This is a genomic window from Bradyrhizobium sp. MI1.7 (assembly GCF_055811795.1).
Genome location: NZ_JBVVPO010000102.1, coordinates 1 through 19,657 on the forward strand (window position 1 = coordinate 1; position 19,657 = coordinate 19,657).

At 60.4% G+C, this 19,657-nt stretch carries 14 protein-coding genes and 3 pseudogenes; 10 read left to right on the forward strand and 7 right to left on the reverse strand.

Annotated elements, in window-relative coordinates; all coding sequences use genetic code 11:
* The first annotated feature begins 283 nt into the window (after positions 1-283).
* The 6 genes and pseudogenes from ruvC to AC0L3X_RS43350 form a co-directional block, all read left to right on the forward strand.
* A complete protein-coding gene (ruvC, locus tag AC0L3X_RS43325) occupies positions 284-811 on the forward strand; it encodes a crossover junction endodeoxyribonuclease RuvC (RefSeq protein WP_028157463.1) in 528 nt (175 codons plus the stop codon).
* A 142-nt stretch (positions 812-953) separates the two neighbouring features.
* Positions 954-1,571, forward strand: a complete 618-nt coding sequence (ruvA, locus tag AC0L3X_RS43330; protein WP_063981036.1) for a Holliday junction branch migration protein RuvA — start codon at positions 954-956, stop codon at positions 1,569-1,571.
* On the forward strand, positions 1,568-2,098 hold the full coding sequence (locus AC0L3X_RS43335) for a hypothetical protein (protein ID WP_063981037.1): 531 nt from the start codon (positions 1,568-1,570) through the stop codon (positions 2,096-2,098). Before ruvA ends, AC0L3X_RS43335 begins: the two co-directional genes overlap by 4 nt.
* Positions 2,095-3,147, forward strand: a complete 1,053-nt coding sequence (gene ruvB / locus AC0L3X_RS43340) for a Holliday junction branch migration DNA helicase RuvB (protein WP_063981038.1) — start codon at positions 2,095-2,097, stop codon at positions 3,145-3,147. The genes AC0L3X_RS43335 and ruvB overlap by 4 nt, the downstream gene beginning before the upstream one ends.
* Positions 3,148-3,297: 150 nt before the next feature.
* Complete coding sequence (locus tag AC0L3X_RS43345) at positions 3,298-4,212, forward strand: metallophosphoesterase (protein ID WP_063981039.1); 915 nt, start codon at positions 3,298-3,300, stop codon at positions 4,210-4,212.
* Positions 4,213-4,290: 78 nt separating this feature from the next.
* Positions 4,291-4,362, forward strand: a pseudogene (locus AC0L3X_RS43350) (acyl-CoA thioester hydrolase); the annotation flags it as partial.
* Here the strand turns inward: AC0L3X_RS43350 and AC0L3X_RS43355 are convergent.
* Both AC0L3X_RS43355 and AC0L3X_RS43360 read right to left on the reverse strand, forming a co-directional pair.
* Positions 4,344-6,047, reverse strand: a complete 1,704-nt coding sequence (locus tag AC0L3X_RS43355; RefSeq protein WP_439033931.1) for a recombinase family protein — start codon at positions 6,045-6,047, stop codon at positions 4,344-4,346. The pseudogene AC0L3X_RS43350 and the gene AC0L3X_RS43355 overlap by 19 nt on opposite strands.
* Before the next feature lie 765 nt (positions 6,048-6,812).
* Positions 6,813-6,973 (reverse strand): annotated as a pseudogene (locus AC0L3X_RS43360) (IS256 family transposase); the annotation flags it as partial.
* A gap of 393 nt (positions 6,974-7,366) precedes the next feature.
* Here AC0L3X_RS43360 and AC0L3X_RS43365 point away from each other — a divergent pair.
* Both AC0L3X_RS43365 and AC0L3X_RS43370 read left to right on the forward strand, forming a co-directional pair.
* A complete protein-coding gene (locus AC0L3X_RS43365) occupies positions 7,367-7,999 on the forward strand; it encodes a reverse transcriptase domain-containing protein (protein ID WP_439035698.1) in 633 nt (210 codons plus the stop codon).
* Positions 8,000-8,450: 451 nt separating this feature from the next.
* Positions 8,451-11,555 carry an efflux RND transporter permease subunit gene (locus tag AC0L3X_RS43370; protein WP_439033932.1) on the forward strand — a complete coding sequence of 1,035 codons (3,105 nt, stop codon included), beginning with the start codon at positions 8,451-8,453 and terminating at the stop codon, positions 11,553-11,555.
* 1,377 nt (positions 11,556-12,932) lie between these two features.
* Here the strand turns inward: AC0L3X_RS43370 and queD are convergent.
* Positions 12,933-13,295, reverse strand: a complete 363-nt coding sequence (gene queD, locus AC0L3X_RS43375) for a 6-carboxytetrahydropterin synthase QueD (protein WP_439033933.1) — start codon at positions 13,293-13,295, stop codon at positions 12,933-12,935.
* 715 nt (positions 13,296-14,010) lie between these two features.
* On the opposite strand from queD, the gene AC0L3X_RS43380 reads away from it, so the two are divergent.
* Positions 14,011-15,438, forward strand: a complete 1,428-nt coding sequence (locus AC0L3X_RS43380; protein WP_439033934.1) for an MATE family efflux transporter — start codon at positions 14,011-14,013, stop codon at positions 15,436-15,438.
* A 78-nt stretch (positions 15,439-15,516) separates the two neighbouring features.
* On the opposite strand, the pseudogene AC0L3X_RS43385 reads toward AC0L3X_RS43380, so the two are convergent.
* Positions 15,517-15,920 (reverse strand): annotated as a pseudogene (locus AC0L3X_RS43385) (IS630 family transposase); the annotation flags it as partial.
* Positions 15,921-15,981: 61 nt separating this feature from the next.
* Here AC0L3X_RS43385 and AC0L3X_RS43390 point away from each other — a divergent pair.
* The gene (locus tag AC0L3X_RS43390) at positions 15,982-16,245 is read left to right on the forward strand and encodes a hypothetical protein (protein ID WP_439033935.1); all 264 of its coding nucleotides are present in this window, start codon (positions 15,982-15,984) and stop codon (positions 16,243-16,245) included.
* Between the two features lie 742 nt (positions 16,246-16,987).
* On the opposite strand, the gene AC0L3X_RS43395 is transcribed toward AC0L3X_RS43390, so the two are convergent.
* The 3 genes from AC0L3X_RS43395 to AC0L3X_RS43405 form a co-directional block, all read right to left on the reverse strand.
* The gene (locus AC0L3X_RS43395; protein WP_439033936.1) at positions 16,988-18,388 is read right to left on the reverse strand and encodes an aspartate ammonia-lyase; all 1,401 of its coding nucleotides are present in this window, start codon (positions 18,386-18,388) and stop codon (positions 16,988-16,990) included.
* A 99-nt stretch (positions 18,389-18,487) separates the two neighbouring features.
* Entirely contained in the window at positions 18,488-19,120 is a 633-nt protein-coding gene (locus tag AC0L3X_RS43400; protein ID WP_439033937.1) for a LysR substrate-binding domain-containing protein, read from the reverse strand.
* Between the two features lie 41 nt (positions 19,121-19,161).
* Positions 19,162-19,542, reverse strand: a complete 381-nt coding sequence (locus AC0L3X_RS43405; RefSeq protein WP_439033938.1) for a LysR family transcriptional regulator — start codon at positions 19,540-19,542, stop codon at positions 19,162-19,164.
* Positions 19,543-19,657 lie beyond the last annotated feature (115 nt).

The window sequence follows — 19,657 nt, forward strand, 5'->3', positions numbered from 1 at the left end:
TCTTTTTGGGGGGGGGCGGGGGTGTGTTGGGGGGGGGGGGGGGGCCGGCCCCCCCCCCCCCCCGGCGCCCGCCCCCCCCCCCCGGCCCCCCCCCCCGACCCAGTATTCCAGAGACGTCTGAGGGAAACGGAGAAGCCGCGGCGTACTGGATACCCCGCTTTCGCGGGGTATGACGTCGGAGGGTGCTGCGGGCAGCGCGGCGATCTCCGACGAGCCCCACTTCCCCTGTTACTTCCGTTCTGTTTCTGTTTCCCCCACCGCAGCCAGCCGCTATCACTGGCCCATGACTGCGCTCCCGATTCGTGGCCCCGTTCGCATCATCGGCATCGACCCCGGCCTGCGCCGCACCGGCTGGGGCGTGATCGAGGCCGAGGGCAATCGTTTGATCTACGTCGCCTGCGGCTCGGTGGAACCACCGGACGATCTGCCGCTGGCGAGCCGGCTGCTCGCGATCCATGAGGGGCTTGCCGCCGTCCTGTCCGGTCACAAGCCGATGGAAGCCGCGGTCGAGCAGACCTTTGTGAACAAGGACGGCGTCGCGACGCTGAAGCTCGGCCAGGCCCGCGGCGTCGCCATGCTGGCGCCCGCGATGTTCGGCATTACCGTCGCCGAATACGCGCCGAACCAGGTCAAGAAGACGGTGGTCGGCGCCGGCCACGCCGACAAGCACCAGATCGCGATGATGCTGAAGATCTTGCTGCCGAAAGCCGAGCCGCCGTCAGCGGACGCCGCCGACGCGCTCGCCATCGCGATCACCCACGCCCATCACCGCCAGAGCACGGCGCTCAGGCTGAAGGTGGTGGGGATATGATCGATCGTCATGCATCGCCGGCGTCATGCCCGGGCTTGTCCCGGGCATCCACGTTCTTTCTCGTCGATGTCAAAGGCGTGGATGGCCGGGTCAAGCCCGGCCATGACGAGAGAGAAGTGCCTGCCGTAGCTGAGGTCCCGAGATGATCGGCAAGCTCAAGGGCCTGATCGATTCCTACGGCGAGGATTATGTGCTCCTCGACGTCGGCGGGGTCGGCTATCAGGTGCATTGCTCGGCCCGCACGCTGCAGCATCTGCCCTCGCCCGGCGAGGCCGCGGTGCTGTCGATCGAGACTTATGTCCGCGAGGACCAGATAAAGCTGTTCGGTTTCCGCACCGATCAGGAGCGCGAATGGTTTCGCCTGCTCCAGACCGTGCAGGGCGTCGGCGCCAAGGTCGCGCTCGCCGTGCTCGGCACGCTGGCGCCTTCCGATCTCGCCAACGCGATCGCGCTGCGCGACAAGGCCGCGGTGGCACGCACGCCGGGCGTCGGCCCCAAGGTTGCCGAGCGCATCGTTACCGAGCTGAAGGACAAGGCGCCAGCCTTCGCCAATGTCGATCCCGCCGTCGTCCATCTCGCCGGCGCCGTCGACGACCAGCGCGCGCCGCGCCCGGTGGCGGACGCGATCTCTGCGCTGGTCAATCTCGGCTACGGCCAGCCGCAGGCGGCTGCGGCCATCGCATCGGCATCGCGCAGCGCGGGCGAGAGCGCCGAGACCGCGCAACTCATCCGGCTAGGCCTGAAGGAGCTGTCGAAGTGAGCGCGGCCCACGCCAATCCCGTCGCCGCCCTGCTTCGTCGCCTTTCGCGCGTGGCCGGTATCGTCGTGATTTTCTCCATTGTCGGGCCGCTGACGACCGCCGCGTTGGTTGCTGTGACGGTAACGGCGCTCGGCGCCGCGGTGCTGCAGATGTTTCTCGTGTTCCTCGAACTGGAAGCACTGCGTGCTCTGGTTTCGATCGCGGTCGTGCTGTTGGCCATCGTCACGATTCTCGCCTCGTTCCTTCCTGCAGTCGTCGCCGGCCTGATATTTGCGTTGGCGGCGGTCTACGCCGATCTCAACATGATCTGGATGGCGTGGCTCGCCGCCGCCGTGGGCGCGGCCGGCTTCGTCATGGTTGGCATGTTCGTCGTGCCCTCCGAAACCTCGGCGGTGATCGTGCCGAGTGTCCGTTCCGCGCCCGAGGCGCTGAAGCTTTCGGCGATGCTCGCCGTCGTCGCCGTCATTCCGGCCAGCCTGTGCTGGTGGCTCGCGAAACCGCTGCATCGTGTTATCCTGCCCGCATGACCACTCCCCCACGCATCGTCACGCCCGAGCGCCGCTCCGATGACGTCGGCGACACCGCGCTACGCCCGCAGTCGCTGTCCGATTTCGTCGGCCAGCAGCAGGCGCGCAAGAACCTCTCGATCTTCATCGAGGCGGCACGCAAGCGCGGCGAGGCGCTCGATCACGTGCTGTTCGTAGGCCCGCCCGGCCTCGGCAAGACCACGCTGGCGCAGATCGTCGCCAAGGAGCTCGGCGTCGGCTTTCGCGCGACCTCGGGTCCGGTGATCGCCAAGGCCGGCGATCTCGCCGCGCTCCTCACCAACCTCGAAGAGCGCGACGTGCTCTTCATCGACGAGATCCATCGGCTCAGCCCGGCGGTGGAAGAGGTGCTCTATCCCGCGATGGAGGACTTTCAGCTCGACCTGATCATCGGCGAGGGCCCGGCGGCACGCTCGGTGAAGATCGAGCTGTCGAAATTCACGCTCGTCGGCGCCACCACGCGCGCCGGCCTCCTCACCAATCCCTTGCGCGATCGCTTCGGCATCCCGGTCCGCCTCAACTTCTATACGATCGAAGAGCTGGAAAGCATCGTCACCCGCGGCGCGCGCGTGCTCAATGTCGGCATGAGCGCCGACGGTGCCAACGAGATCGCGCGCCGCGCCCGCGGCACGCCGCGCATCGCCGGCCGCCTGCTGCGGCGCGTGCGCGATTTCGCCTCCGCCGCCGATGCCGCCTCGATCGACCGCAAGATCGCCGATCATGCGCTGAGCGCGCTCGAGGTCGACGCCGCGGGCCTCGACGCCATGGACCGCCGCTACCTCACGACCATCGCGCAGAACTATGGTGGCGGCCCGGTTGGCGTCGAGACGATGGCCGCCGCCTTGTCCGAGCCGCGCGATGCGATCGAGGACATCATCGAGCCTTATCTCATTCAGTGCGGCTATCTCCAGCGCACTCCGCGCGGCCGTCTGCTCACCTCGCACGCCTTCCGCCATCTCGGCATCGCCGAGCCCTCGCGCGATGCCGCGGCACAGTTCGGCCTGTTCGGCTCGGACGAGAGCGACGACTAATTGCGGTGATGTAAGGTGCGTCGGTTGTCATGAACTTCCGGTAACCTTTGTGCAAACGGTCTGCACGCAAATGCAGGCCGTCTGCACGAGCGGACCCCAATTCCGCTCCAATCGGACCGCATCACAAAGCTGCATCACCATCGGGCTTCCATGATCACGCGTCGTCATCTCATTCGATCCATCGGCGGCCTGTCCGCGCTAAGCGTCTCGACCGCGGCCTATGGCGTCGGCATTGAGCCGCTGCGGCTCCGCGTCACCCGTTATCACCCGACCCCGCGGCAATGGCCGGCGGATTTTCCGCTCAAGATCGCCATCGTCACCGACATTCATGCCTGCGATCCCTGGATGTCGCTGGAGCGGATCGAGGGCATCGTCGATCGCACCAATGCGCTCAACGCCGATGTCATCGTGTTGCTCGGCGACTATGTTGCGGGTGTTCACCAGGTCACGCGCATCATTCCGTCGAGCGAATGGGCCAAGGTGCTCGCGGGCCTCAAGGCACCGCTCGGCGTCCATGCCGTCATGGGCAATCACGACTATTGGGTGGACAGGGCCGTGCAGCAGGCCGGGCACGGGCCGACAGCCGCCCATCGCGCGCTGGAGGCGGCCGGCATTCCCGTCTACGAGAACGACGTCGTGCGTCTCACCAAGGACGGACGCTCCTTCTGGCTCGCGGGCCTCGGCGACCAGCTCGCCTACTATCCCGCGAAGCGCTATGGCCGCGTGCATCGGCTTGGCGCCGACGATCTCGCGGGCACGCTGGCGAAGGTCACCGACGATGCGCCGGTTATCCTGCTCGCGCATGAGCCAAATATCGCGCCGCTCGTACCCGCGCGCGTCGCGCTGCAACTGTCCGGCCATACCCATGGCGGCCAGGTCCGCCTGTTCGGCTGGTCGCCGGCTGTTTCGCCTCAGCACGGCGTGCAGCTCGCCTATGGTCACTTCCGGCTGAAATGCGACGTCATCGTCTCCGGCGGCCTCGGCTGCAGCATCATGCCGGTCCGCGTCGGCGTGCCGCCTGAAATCGTCGAAGTGACGCTGGGAAGGACGCCGGCCGTGGCATAACCTGCGCTTGCGCGGCCGGCTGTTTTTGCGCAAAACGGGTCGGTTGCAAAAAGCGAAGAGGCTCGCGACGTGACAGCCCATCTCGACGGCGAGATCCGCGACGGCCGCCATCACATGCAGGTCCGCGTCTACTACGAGGACACGGATTTCCCTGACTTGCCATTGTCGTAGTATGCAAACGTGCTGATCTCTCGCTCCTTGCTGCGGTTTTCGGGAAAAAGGTTCTTTCCGTAAAGCGCGGAGCTGTTCAGGTAGGGCGTATATTCGTAGGGCATCCGCTTGCGAACCGGATGCACTACTATGCATTCAATCAAGTTGCGGAAGGCAATGCGAGTTTCGATCGCCTTCGGATTGGTTTTGAGCGCGGTGATAAGCCTTCTAACCTCCGAGGAGTATCGGTCACTGAATTTCGGGCGATCGAAGCCAACTATATTTTCGCCGCCACCGCCCAGCAGCCGCAAGCGCTCTTCAACGCTTTCCCGCTCCAGGTCGCACTCATCGATCCGCTTGAGCAATTCGTCCGGCTTGCGGCGGCTATTTGCGATGGCATAAGAGAGGCGTTCGATCTCGGTAGTCAATACGCGGCGTCGACGCTCTAGCTTATTGTGTTCGCTGCCATTGTTCCGATCGTTTTTGCGCTCCTCCTTCCAAGTACGCATCGCCTCTTCAATGGCTTTCGGCGAAAGCAATTTCACCTGGATTTTTTCGGAGGCATCCTCGAGCAGAACGTCCATATCAAAGCTACGGGTGTGCTCGCAGGTGCCCCGCTGATGCGCGCTCGCGCATGCCGCGCGCGGCGCACCGTTACGCGAGGATTGAGCGATTCGCATATGGCCATTGCAGACGCCACACCGGAGCACACCGGCAAGCGGGTGCTCATTGTTGCGCGGACTCACGGCGCGACGCCGCGGCTGGCCAGTCGGTCCGAACATAGACACCGCGCGCACCCTACGAACCTTCTGCGCTAGATCCCAGAGCCCTTTCGGAACGATCCGCAGCTCTGGCTTTTTGACGATAATGTGGCGTTCTGCTGGATTGCGGCGCTTCTGTTTCTTCTGCGTCTCTGGGTTAAGAATTGTCGAGCGAACGTTCCAATGTATCTCGCCGATGTATAGTTCGTTGCCGATAATGCCGCGACCATGCCGACCGCCTGTGATGCACTGATGGTTCCAGGTGGTGCGACCCGCCTTGTTCTTGTGACGAGTTGCCCCTGGTGAGGGCACGCCTTCGCGGGTGAGGTCAGCGGCGATAGTTCGGGTCGAGCGGCCCGCTGCATATTCATTGAAGATGCGGAGCACAATCTTTGCTTCGTTCTCATCGATTACGCGCTCGCCGGGCGCGCCCGGCCTCGGCCGATAACCATAGGCGTATGAGCCCGGAATTCTTCCGTTCGCAACAGCGTTGTCATGGCCGCGCCGAACCTTTTCGGCGAGCTGCGGCTTGTAAATCGTATTGTACAGACTTGCGATGCTAATGTCAGTGGCGGTCGCGTAGACTCCTTTCTGATCCATCAGCTCAACGCCGTTGAACTCGAAAACCTGCTTGAGACGCTGGATGGTTGCGGGATCGCGCGACAAGCGGTCGAAATGCTCAACGACGACTACGTCAAACTGCCGGCTTCGCACACCGTTGAGCAAGCGCTGATAGCCGTCCCGCGCACCTTCGGTAAGACCAGATTTTGCGGCATCCACAAACTCGCCGACGACATCGAGGTTGTTGCGCAATGCGACCTTGCGGCAGAGTAACAGCTGACCGTCAATCGAGCTCGCCTTTTGCATGTCGCTCGAATAGCGCGCGTATATTACGGCCGTTTTCTTCGATGACGGTGTCGTCATGCCGGTCCTCTATCGGCTGCCCCGAGCCATGGTTTTCATCCCGTGCGATCTGACGTCCGATGGCGCGCGCCAACTCAAACCAGATTTCCTCATTGTCCGGATTATCCCAGCTCTGAGGATGGGAGGGGGCAAGCGGTCGAATGGTCGCTCGTTGTCTTCGGAAAGATCGGATGCGGGTAGGCATTTGCAAACTCGCGAGCGGAAGCTAGCGTAAATTTCCGCGCTGCGCTACGGCCAAGCCGCAGCGATTACTCGCAACGCGTCCGTCATGCTGACTTCGGCAGCGTCGAATGAAAATGAAATTCGTCAAGTGCCGCAGCGTGCGTGAGGGCATTCCTGGCGATGAGGCGCGTAGTCCAGAGCAGAAATGCTAAGCAAAGCGGAGTAAAAATACTTGCGGGTGGCGGCGGCGTAAGTTTGTTATCGGGTGCGGGTGCGGGTGCGGGTGCGGGTGCGGGTGCGGGTGCCCGGTGCGTAGGAGCCGTCCTCGGTTCCCCACAGATTGTAGTGGCTGCCGCAGAGCCCCGGCGAACTGTAACGTTCAGCCCAGACGCGGTGGTCCGACCCCAAGGCCCCTTCGATGATTGGGTCTTTTCTTATTCCGCTTGTTCGATCGCTCTTGCGTCGAGGCTCCAAGAGCCAGCAATCGCGTCTTCGTGAGCTCCGCAGTAGGGCGCGAAAAGCACTGTCAGAAATACTCGTGTTCCTCAGCATGCCGTAACTGGCGCTCGGGCAACCTGTTCGCCGGCAAGAGAGCCGGGCCGGTCAGCTGGCGGCCGGAAGGCTGACGCTCGAATCATCGCTCAAAGGCGCGATGGTTTCTAGCGTCATGTAACGGGCGCGCTGGACGGCCCATTGTCGTTCTGTTCGAGCAGGACCGCTCCAATGAGGCGAACCATGGCCTCCTCGTTGGGGAACATGCCGACCATATGTCCAAACCGGTTCACAGCCTTGCTGCACCACATCGACAAAGACGCTCTGCTTCGGGCGTTTCGACGACAAAAGCCCGCAGGCCGGCGCGGAGGTCGATGCGATAACGGAGGCAAAGTACGAAGAGGGGCTCACGGACCAATCCGCGATCTCTGCGCACGGGTCCACACTGTCCCTACCGGCTACAGCCGGTGCGGCGCGTCTACATCCCCAAGCCGACGGGGGTAGGCGGCCTCTCGGTGTGCCGGCCGCTAGAGGACAAGATCGTCCAAAGCGCGGTGGCCGAGGTGTTGAGCGCCGCCTATCAGGTCGAATTCCTCGGGTTCTCCTATCGCTTCCGGCCGGGGCGGAATCCTCAGATGGAGCTTGATGTCCTGCATCCGACTATCATGACATATCCAGTGTCTTCGATTCGGTCGACCACGAGTGGCTGCTGCGGATGGTGGCGCACAGGATTGCCGATCCTCGTATCCTGCAGCTCATCGAGCTGCGGCTGCGAGCTGGCGTTCTTGAGAGCGGCGAGAAGCAAGACACACGCCGCAAAGGGCAGGATCAGTCCGCTCCTTGCCAACATCTTCCTGCATTACATCCTCGATCTCTGGGCCGACCACTGGAGTCGTCGCCATGCAGGCGGTCGCGTTGTGACCGTGCGCTTTGCGGACGACTTCGTCATCGGCTTCGAGAGCAAGGCAGATGCCCAGGAAATGCTCTTGGCCCTCAAGGCGCGATTGGCCGACGCTCCATGCGGACAAAACCCGGTTGATCGAGTTTGGCGCGGTTCGCGGCCCTCCCGCGTCAGCCGCGCGGCGAGCGGTGGCCGAGACCTTCGCCTTCCTGGGCTTCACTTACTGTTGCGGGCGGACCCGAGATGGCCGGTTCATCGTGAAGCACAAGACCGAAGGGAAACGCCTGTGCTCTCGAGCAACATCACAAGTCTCGCGCGGCTCATGCGGGCGTCGCGCGTCGACAAACGTTGGTATAGGTTCTGCAACCCGTTCTATATCCCCCGCTTACCTCTGTAGAGTTGAGCTGCCCGTCGGCTTGTCTGTAGTTTCAGCGTCGAAGCTGGATCGTCCGAAGGGTGGGGCGGCGCGAAATCCTAAGCTGAGTTGATAAGTGTGCTGCAAGGCATTGCCGCCATTGAGGCGTGGGACGAGGTTAAATGGAAATACGTGAGCCCACTTCCGCCTTGGAGGTCCATCAGCACATTGTGTGCTTCCTCCAGAAGCAAGACCCAGTGATCTTGGACATCGGCTGCTACGACGGAGCTGACTCTTTACGTTGTCTGCGGCTTTGCCCAGAGGCTCAGCTCTACTGGTTCGAGCCGGACCCCCGGGGCGGTTTCTAGCTTAAGAGAAACATGGGGCTCACCCTGAGAAGGTGCCGCTAGCCACAGTCGCCGCGTTGATGACTGTTGCTGTAGCCTGGCTTACTGGCGAATTTTCCGTCAGTCTCTTGAATGCGAGCGTCGCGATGGCATTTACCGAGCTCTTCATCAAACGTCCGATATTGTCTATCGTCGTCAGTCTCCTGATCCTGCTGACCGGCATTGGCGCGGCCACCGTTTTGCCAATCCGGCAGTATCCTAAGCTGACCAACACGGTCGTCAATATCACAACCTCTTATCCTGGCGCCTCCGCCGACATGATCCAGGGGTTCATCACCACGCCCCTTGAGCAAGCGCTCGCTTCGGCCGAAGGCGTTGATTACATTACGTCCTCCTCGGTGCTCGGTACCTCGACGATCCAGGTCTATATCAAGCTCAATTTCGAGCCCAACGAGGCGCTCACTGAAGTGCTCTCCAAGGTCAACTCGGTCAAATATTTAATCCCTAAGGAATCGAACGATCCGGTCGTCACCAAATCTGCCGGTCAGACCACAGCTGTCATGTATATCGCCTTCTCCAGCGAAGAACTGACGGCCAGCGCGATCTCCGACTATCTCTCGCGCGTGGTGCAACCGATTATGTCAACTGTAGACGGCGTCGGAGCGGCAGACATCCTCGGCGGCCAGAGTTTTGCGATGCGGTTATGGCTCGATCCCGCGAGAATGGCGGGCCACGGCGTGTCGCCAGCTGATGTTTCGGCTGCAATCGCGGCCAACAACTTCCAGGCTGCGGCCGGCCAGACTAAGGGCTATTTCACTCTCTCCGACGTCACGGTCAACACTGATCTGCGGAGTATTGATGACTTCAAGCGCATGATCGTCAAAGCCAACGACGGCGGCTTTGTGCGCATGGAGGACATCGCGACAGTCGAGCTTGCGGCGCAGAGCACAAACGCCAGCGTCGCGATGAACGGCGAACACGCGATCTTCGTCGCCGTGCAGGCGAGCCCAGAAGGTAATCCACTGAACATAGTGCGAGGCGTTCGGGCACTGCTTCCAGAAATGAAGCGCAGCCTGCCGCCATCGCTGAAGATGGAAGTGGCCTACGACTCCACCAAGTTCATCCAATCATCGATAGACGAGGTGGAGAAGACGCTCCTTGAGGCCGTCGCAATCGTGGTGTTGGTGATCTTCCTGTTCCTGGCCTCCCTGCGGTCTGTCATCATTCCGGTCGTCACCATTCCGCTGTCCATTATTGGCGTCTACAGTATGATGCTGGCGCTGGGGTTCTCATTCAATCTGCTGACCCTCCTTGCGATGGTGCTTGCGATCGGTCTCGTGGTTGACGACGCAATTGTCGTGGTGGAGAACGTTCATCGCCATATGGAAGAAGGTGCGTCGCCCGCGCAGGCCGCTACGAATGGCGCGGGCGAGATCGTCGGCCCCGTCCTCTCCATGACGATTACGTTGGCCGCCGTGTACGCGCCCATCGGCTTTCTCGGCGGCCTCACCGGCGCGCTGTTCCGCGAATTCGCGTTTACACTGGCGGGTTCGGTGATCGTGTCGGGCGTGATCGCGTTGACGCTGTCGCCCATGATGTGCGCGTTCTTCCTGAAGAGCGCTGAAGAGGGGCGGTTTGCAAAGTTTGTGAATCGTGTGTTCAGCGCCATGACGCGCTGGTACGGCCGCAAGCTCGACCGCTCGCTCGACTATCGCCCGATTACCGGGCTGTTTGCGCTGACCATGCTGGGCCTCGTCGCCTTTCTGTATATGCACACTTCCAAGGAACTCGCACCCGAGGAGGATCAGGGCATCGTATTCGCACTGACAAAAGCGCCGAAATACGCCAATATTGATTACCTGGATTATTACGGCGCCAAGCTCGACAAGGCACTCCAGAAGTTTCCCGAGACGGATTTTCGCTTCGTGCTCAACGGCATCAGCGGTCCGCAGGGCGGCATGGCCGGGATGTTGCTTAAGCCTTGGGCCGAGCGCAAGCGCTCATCGATCGCGCTGAAATCGCTGGTCCAGGCCGAGCTGTCTAAACTGGAAGGCATCAACGCATTTGCCTTTAGCTTGCCGCCGCTTCCGGGCGGTTCGGGCGGCTTACCAGTGCAGATGGTGATCAAGTCGACGCTCGGTTTCCAGTACATTTACGAGCAGATGTCGAAGCTGAAGGATGCCGCGCGCAAGAACGGTCTGTTCATGGTCAGCGACTCTGACCTTGAGTTCAACCAGCCGGGGGTGCGAATCAAGGTCGATCGATCCAAGGCGAGCGACCTTGGCATCACCATGCAGAACGTCGGTAGCGCGCTCGCGACCCTCCTTGGCGAAAACTACGTCAATCGCTTCAACCTGCAGGGCCGCTCCTACGAAGTGATCCCGCAGGTGCCGCGCGAGAAACGCCTGACGCCGGAATCACTTGGGAGCTATTATATCAAGACAGCGGCGGGCTCGATGCTGCCGCTATCGACCGTGGTCTCCATCGAGACTGCGACCAATCCGAACGCACTCACCCACTACAACCAGCTCAACTCCGCGACCTTCCAAGCCGTACCGATGCCCGGCGTCACGATCGGTCAGGCTGTGGACTTCCTCGACGGCGAGGCAATGAAACTGCCCGCAGAGTTCAGCCACGACTTCCTCGGGGACGCCCGTCAATATGTGCAGGAGGGTAACAAACTGGTCATCACCTTTGCGTTTGCACTCATCGTCATCTTCTTGGTGCTTGCGGCGCAGTTCGAAAGTCTGCGCGATCCCCTCATCATCATGTTCAGCGTTCCCATGGCAATCGCCGGCGCCTTAATCCCGCTATTCTTTGGCTTGGCGACGATGAACATCTACACCCAAATCGGACTGTTGACATTAGCTGGGCTGATATCCAAGCACGGTATTCTGATGGTCCAGTTCGCCAATCAGCTGCAGCTCAAGGAGAGACTCGATTCCCGCTCGGCCATCGAGATGGCGGCGCGCGTCCGCCTCCGTCCAATCTTGATGACCACCGCGGCGATGGTCACGGGCCTCTTACCTTTGTTGACCGCAACGGGTGCTGGCGCCGCGAGCCGCTTCTCGATCGGGCTCGTGGTCGTCGCGGGCATGTCCATCGGCACGCTGTTCACGCTTTTCGTGCTGCCGGCGCTCTATGTCGCGATCGCGTCGGATCACCGCGCCGACGCGAGTTCCGATCACGTCCAGAACGCCGCTGAGCTCGCCTTCATCGGAGCATCCGATGCCCACCTGGCCAAGCGATGATCCTAACGATCAACTCGGGTTTGCTCGATCGCTCCGCTAGCGTAGGGGCGCTGCTCGCCGACCGCGGTAACTTGATCGCACTGGGTGCTGCAGTTCATGGCGGCGGACAGGAAGGATGATCCGCGGCTGCTGCGCTTCGTCTCGATCTACTGCTTGCCCGAGGTGAAGGACTACATCGCGACCAAATACGGCCGCTTCATTGTGCAGATGTGGTGAGCGACGGATGCCTGGGAGGCTTTCACGGTCCCTTGCGCGTCCGGACCTTCAAGCCGGTGGTGCGAAGCTTGGGGGAATCATGTGTTCGGCGAAGAGCGCGTCGCGGATCCGTTTCTGCTCCGACAGGCGGATGCTGTTGTTACCTCACCGAGCAGGCCCACCGCCGTGTGATTTGCCGGACATCACGGCAGCATAACTCGCAAGATTGACGTCGCCCGGGACAGGGACAGAATCCATGTTCCCCGAATGAGTGGCGTACCCATTTTTCAATTGGTTCTTGGTGGAGAGAATTATTCACTTCCTGAGCGCGCTGCAATTGGTGTCTGAAAAGAGACCGCTGATTTGCTGCAAGGCTTAGATAGTTGCCAAGAAACTCGATCCCCGTGAATTTTGGCTGCGAAACGAGCCGGCGCAAGACGCGATAGTCCGGCGATTGCTCGAGCGCGGCCGCCATTTCGGCTAAGGTTTAGGGATCGGAGGTTCCCGGGATGAACCCGCGGTCGGTGCGGGCCTGACTGCACTCTATCGGATGCGGCGGGGCGAGGCATCGGTTCCTGTGGACAGCTGTTCTCCCGGTTTACGTCCGCAGCTATCGGCTGGGTGGAAATAACCAGTCGGCCAAGGGATGCATCCGTGACCAGTCAGCGCGGACGCTCGAGTCCGGCACCTCGCCAGCTTCAATTGAGGCTTCGCCCGTTGAAGTGTCGAACGGGGGGTATTGACGGCGATGTCTATGGCACGCTCGCGCACATGCGGTTGCGCGATCTTGCATCCACCCGTGCTCCTCGCATTGGCGGCTAGCGCCGACCTGCTGCAGCACCAAGTCGCCCAGCCGCAGCGTCCGGGATGGCGGGTCGTCTCGCCGGTACAATCAGCATCGAATTCGCTCCTCAGGACGAATCCCCTCAGATCGTTCCGGCGGTTAGCACAACGCGGGATTCCGAATCGTTTGGCCGGAAGCTTTTCGAATGCGGTCACGTGATGGGTGTCATCATAGCCAAACCGGGCGCTCCCGTCGGATCCAAGGGCTCTTCTGTGAGCGCGGAAATCTGGCCGCTGTCGAGGCGGATGAAGAGCCGAATCGCAGATCGAGCAAGTCCGCTTCTGAGCCGAAGAACGACAGGTGAGCCGCATCGACACAGTCCCAAATGAGCGCTGAATTCAGCGATCGGGCCGGTCATATTCCGCCCAACTATCGGTCGTCTCGTACACCCTCACGCTCCAGAGTTGGGCGAGGCGCGGTTTCGCGTGGTCCCAGATCCAGATGGCGATATTTTCCGCCGTCGGATTTTCCAGTCCTGGGACTTCGTTCAGGCAATGGTGATCGAGCTTCTTTATAAGAAGGCCGAACGCTTCCTCCATGTTGAAGAAATCCATTACGAATCCGGTGTGCGGATCGACGGCCCCGTTCAGCACGACCTCGACCCGATAGGAATGACCGTGCATCCGATGGCATCGATGTATCTGCGGGACATTTGGAAGTCGGTGCGCTGCCTCGAACTTAAATGCTTGGGATATCTTCATGTGACGCCGAGTGTTTGTGGAATTGCACGCTGAGTCGCCATTTCGGATGAGCCAGGCAGTACGCGATGGCCCGCCGCATGTGGTCGACGGCGTCAGGGCGGTCTGTCGGTCGAAGCAAAAATTATCCAAGCCACTCTCATCGACCGGTCTGGCAGGCTGCCGGCTGCGGCAACACGAATTTTGAGTTCGTGTCCGCGAGTGACGGCCTGCCCGGCGCGATTTGCTGACGCAAATCCAGTCACCACGCTGGCCGGGACCGGCAGCCTGCTGTTCGTCTCGACGCGGCGAGGACCCGATGTCGTGCAAAGGTTGCACGAGATCGTCGAATCGCAACAGTGGTTCTGAGCACGTTCATTAGGTGTGCCATGCAGACGATGGAGCGTCTACTACAAGATCCGGTAGATGCCAAAGGCGACTTGAGGCCCTAGGGTCCGGCCGCGTTCCCCCAGCGATCATCATCGACAGAAGTGAACGCAACCGCACGAAGCACAACAAAAGGGCGGAACGGCACAATATGACTGGCAGAACCTGGGTGGCTACCCACGAGCACCTCAGTCGGGATCCTCGTTGTTCAGAGGCGCGGAAGGCTAGGACTGATGGGAGGCGTAGGAAAATCGACCAGGCAAAAATCAGCTTTGGTGAAGAGCAGATCCGGAGAGGATTGCGCTGAGTACGCCATCGGCGAATTTGGAAAACGTTAAAGACATGTTCGTCCGTGAATGAGCCGGATGCGGAATTCGCAATCGACAGCGAGCGCAATGTGATGCCAAAGAAGAAACAGCACGTCGATCTATCGGACCAGAATCTCTTGAGTCTTATCCTGCGGCTCGCCATTCCGTCTGTTGTTGGATTATCGATCCATGCGCTGCAGCAGGTCGTCAACGCGATCTTTGTTGGCGCCCTAGGCGCGCAGGCGATCGCAGCTGTTAGCATGACCTTGCCGATCGTGGTCCTGCTCGCCGCAGCCGGACAGGGGATCGGTGTTGGAGCAGCGTCGTTCATATCTCGTCATCTGGGCGCTCGTGAGTACCTAGAGGCGAGTCGAGGCGCAAGCACGGCACTCGCGCTCGCCGCTCCGATCGGTATCATAGTCACCGTCACTCTGCTTCCAAATCTGCCAGGGATATTTGCAACGCTCGGAGCAACCCCAACCATCATGCCCGTGGCGCTCGACTACGCGGGAACGGTTTTGTTGGGGTACACCCCGATGCTACTAAATACCGTCAGCGGGTTCATTGTAAGAGCCGAGGGCTATACACGATTTAGCATGTGGGTGATGATGACCGCGTTTATCCTGAACGCTGTGCTTGATCCCGTCTTCATATTCTCATTTGACCTTGGCGTGCGAGGCGCAGCCGTCGCAACGCTGGTGTCTCAGATCGCTGCTGTCGGACTGTATATCGCGTATTTTACGAAGCTTGGCGGGACGGTTCTCGTCAGGATATCTCACATATCGTTGCGAGCAGATCGCATCAGACAGCTCGCGTTGGTAGGCGCGCCGGCGACAATGACGAGTATCTTATCTGCTCTTGCCGTTATGCTCTTGTACGGAGCTGCTGCGCCGTTCGGCGACGATTCCATCGCCGCGGTTGGAATAGCTGTGCGTATCTTGATGGTCGGCGCACTGCCTATCACCGGGTTCTGTATTGGCGCTCAAGCTATCCTGGGTTTCGGTTGGGGCGCACGCGACTATGCTCATATATTGAGGGCTGCGAAGTTCATGCTCTTCGTGACGATCGCATTCTCGGTGCTGTATTCTGCGGCCGTTGTGATTTTTGCGAGGCCTTTGGTGAGCCTATTTAGCGATAACGAGAACGTCACCGAAATTGCCGTCTCGACCTGCATCGTGTTCCATCTCTTCTTTGGACTGTTTGGGGTGCAGAGTTTCGTGACGGCAATGCTTCAGTCATTTGGGAGAGCGCGCCTCAGTGCAATTGTGTCCTTGGCCAGGCAGGGGTATCTCTTCATACCGGCCGTACTGTTATTCCCGCTGGTAGCGGGTTTTAACGGACTGTTAGCCAGTCAAGCGCTCGCAGAGCTTGGCGCCGGAATAATCGCTCTCATCGTCATGTTCAACCAGTTCGGCGAGCTCAGACGAGCGCTCCGGCATGGTCCTTCAAGAGCGATCGGGATAGCGGGTTGAGCTGAGAACGGATATGATCGAGGCACAGAGCATTGGGCGCTAGCCTTCTGGGAGGCTCGCCGTTAAAGCGTGATGGGACTAGCTTCGATAGCCTGAGTTTTTGAGGTAGTTGGCGCATTCTTCGGGTGTAAATGCATCAAGGAGTTCGCCGATGGCGGCGCAGACCGCATCGACGGTTCGTGCGGCTGCCTTGCGGAGCAGATGCTTGAGTTTGGCAAAGACTTGTTCGATGGGGTTCAGGTCGGGTGAGTATTTTGGCAGGAACAAGAGCTTGGCTCCCGCGGAGCAGATGAGCTGGCGCACGGCTTTGCTTTTGTGGCTGCCGAGATTGTCCGGGACGACGATGTCGCCGGGCCGAAGGGTCGGCAGGAGAACCTTCTCGACATAGATCCGGAAGCTCACGCCATGATTGGTCCCTCGATGAACCATGGCGCATCGATCCGGTCATGGCGCAGGGCCGCCAGAAAGGTCATGGTTTTCCAACCCATCTGGCCCGGAGCAACGCTGCCGGTCTCATCGACCCGCTTCATCCAGCCGATCGCCGTGCTGATCGCCACCTCCAAACTGCTTGGCGGCCCGATTGCGCGCCCTGACGGCCAAATTAAGGGCATCAGCTCTTACGGCATTGATATCGGCCAAAGGCTGGAAGTCGAAACGCCCCAAGGCAGTGGCAATGTCGTCGACGGTGAAGCGGGGGTGATCTCAATCGAGAACCTGACTGTCACACCAGTAACATGCGGCGTTTCCGAATTAGTGAATGGAAATGCGAACCCCTTTGCGCTTCCCCACTCTATGGCAAGCAGCTAAATGCAATGGCGCCAATACAAAACGTGATGCTAACTTTTGCTACAAACCAGGTAAACACTGGCACGGTCATAGAAGGCCTACAGCCAGAGCATCTTGATTGACCTTACCTCAAACTCAAACAGCAATGTCGCATACGACATAAACAACGGCTGGGGTGGGGAAACTTCAGCTGGGCCCAGTCGAGGCGACGGATGAGATTCTGACGCGCGCAGCTGCCTCTCGGCATCGGATGGATTTCGCGTGCCTCATGCCTTCTTGAATACGGCAGCGAACGAACGAAAAGATGTTGGGCCCGTGTTCGAACCTGCGGGACTCGATCACGCCTCGTGAATGTATCATCAGGTGAATCAGGCCGTAACCAGCTATCGGAGAACTAATCTTGATCGGGCTACCGGCCGAACAGGATGTGAAGATTGGCGGAGGACAGGACGGCCCCACGCGAATGGTTAGAATACGTTATCGACAATTTCTTACGTGTTTGCTGATTTGCCGATCACTGCCCCTGGCACTTCGGCCAGGCGCGTCCGTATAAGCACGACTTGAAGAGAGGCCGGAGCACTGACCCATGAACTAGCGGCCTCTCGATCGCGGCGCATCGTCTCATCCGCCGCATCGGGTTGAGACAGGCCGATGGCGAGTTGGCTGTGGCATGACCTTCGTAGGTTGATCCTCCGGTGTTGTGCATCGACTCGCGGCATGCTCGTGAGCCCTTCCCGTACAAGGGCAAGTGCAGAATCGCGGCTCATGCGCCATTCTCGCGATAACGGGTGCTCTCGTGCAGCATCTGCAAAACCGCGCTACGGTTCAGAAGTCCGCGGTCGATCGCGATTTCGACGAAGGGCCGCATTTGCTCAGCGGCTGCAAGCACAAGTGTCGATACCTGTTCATAACCCAGGCGCGGTACGAACACGGTCGCAAGAGCCGAAGATTGCATCAAGTTGCTGAGCGACCGTTCCCGATTTGCCCGGATCCCCGAGATGCAGTGGTCGGCAAATATTCTGGCCGATCGCGTCAAAAGCTCGATCGAATCGAACAGGCGCGAGGCGATGACTGGCTCGAAGTGATTGATTTCGAGTTGGCCGCTCAACGCAGAGAGAGATACTGCGGCGTCGTTGCCCACGATAGCGAACGCAACTTGCTGGATCATCATCGGCAGAACTGGATTGAGTTTACCTGGCATGATCGAAGAACCGGGCTGGAGAGCGGGCAACCGCAATTCGCCAAGCCCCGTATTTGGCCCAGAGGAAAGGATGATCAGGTCAGAGGCGATTTTCGCCATTACCTCTGCTGCGATGCGGATTTCCGACGACACGCGTGCGAAGGCGTCGGCGTTCTGCATGGCATCGAACATGTCGTCGCCTGGGCGTACCGCGGCGCCCAAGATCGCCGCAAGATGTCCATAGACGGCACGGCGATAGCCCGGCACTGCTCCCAGCCCGGTGCCAATCGCAGTGCCTCCGAGGGGAAGCACCATCAATTCCTGGCGCGCCACGGACAGCTTCAAGGAGAGCCGCTTGATCGCTGATGCGTAACCGCCGAACGCCTGACCGAGCGTCATCGGCTGGGCGGCCTGCATGCATGTGCGGCCGACGCGCAATACGTCAGCGAATACAATGGCCCGCTCCGAAAGAGCGGCCGCCACCTGTTCCAGCGCACCCACCAGATCGCCGGACTTTTCGTGCGCCGCCAACTTGAGCGCCGAGGGCAGCACATCGTTCGTCGACTGGCAAAGGTTCACGTGATCATTTGGGTGGATCACGTCGTACCGGCCGGGCTTTTCACCGACAATTTGCAGGGCCCGGTTCGCCAGAACCTCGTTCATGTTCATGTTGATCGATGTGCCGCCGGAGCCTTCGAGCAAATCGATGATAAACTGCCGATCGTGTTTACCAGCAATGACCTCGTCCGCAGCCGCGATTAGTGCTCCTGCTACTTTGGCGTCGAGGGCTCCGAGCTCACGGTTCGCCGCCGCGGCAGCGCGCTTGATGCGCGCTAGTGCCCGAAGAAGTGCCGGCTGATCACCGAGCTTCTGGAGTGAGATGTCGAAATTCTCGCTCCCACGCAGGGAGGCCAAGCCGTACAGGGCGCGCAGCGGCAGCTCGCGCGTTCCTAGACTGTCTATTTCGGTGCGAGTCGCTGACATCTCTGATCCCGGGTTCGGACGCTACGCAAACAACTCTCTCCGAAGACGGGCGAGAGTTAAAGCTAAGATCGGAGATTGTATGGAGGCTAATAAGTATGATTAATTAGGGTTATACTGTTCGTCGAGAGTCCGGGTGGAGCCACCCGCAACGCACCGGCAGGCGGCGTCCTCGTGAGCGAGCGGATCCAACACGATGCTGCCGACGGAACGAGCCATCCAGGGAATTTGAGCAGCGATCTGGGGCAAGGTCCAATTCCGCAGGAGCACACGAATATCATCCGCTATTCGCGCAGCCAACGTGTCTAATCCGCCTTGCTTAGTCACCAACGTGATCGTGCGCGAGAGGCCGGTCGCCGGCAATGGCATGACTTCGAGCGCCGGTCGATGGACGGCAGCCTGCAATATGCACAGGGGTGTTGTAATCGCCACGCCCATGCCATTGGCGACCATCGAGAGCAGCGCGTCCGACGTGTCGAACGACATCGTCTGCGGATGCTCTATCCTTAGACGCCGGAGATGACGTTCAATTTGCGTTCCCATGTGCGAACGCGCAGTGTAGCGGATAAGTCGGTGCTCGAGGAGTAGGTCGTCCAGTGGACGATCGCGAAGAGTGTCCGCCCAGGCAATCGGTGCTACCAGGAGGAATGGCTCGCGCAATAGGGGTAAGGGGGTAACTTCGTCAACGCCCTCCATTGGATCCGATGTGACAGCTGCATCGATCTCGTTGCGCATCAATGCCTCGGCGTGCGCGGGTACCAGCCCCGAATACGCGCTCACGCGAAGCGCGATTGAACCCGCCATGAGGCTGCGGCCAACAGTGGTCCCACTGTGGACGCGAACGTGTCGATCATCCCGAGCCGAAGGTCCTCGCGTTCGGGACGCGCTGCGGCGGCCCGCATTTCCTCGACAGCTCGTCCGACGCGCAGGGTTATCTCGCGCATGTGGGTGAGCAGAGCTTGCCCCGCCTCCGTGGGCCCAAGGGGACGACGATCGCGACGGACGAGGGTCGCGCCAATATGCGCCTCCGCGCGCCTCATCGCTTGTGAAACGGCCGATTGAGTGATGCCAAGTCTGAGGCCGGCCGCGCTCATGCTGCCCTCTTCGATGACGACAGCCGCGACTTCCAGTACACGCAAATCAGGCAAACTAAACATAGGAAGCTTACGCTAATGGATTTTTATCGGGTGTGCCACTAGTACCTCGTCACAGGGATTATGACTCTTTGGAAGTGGCGGGGTAGGCGCCAGCCATTTTGGCGCGAGCCTTGTC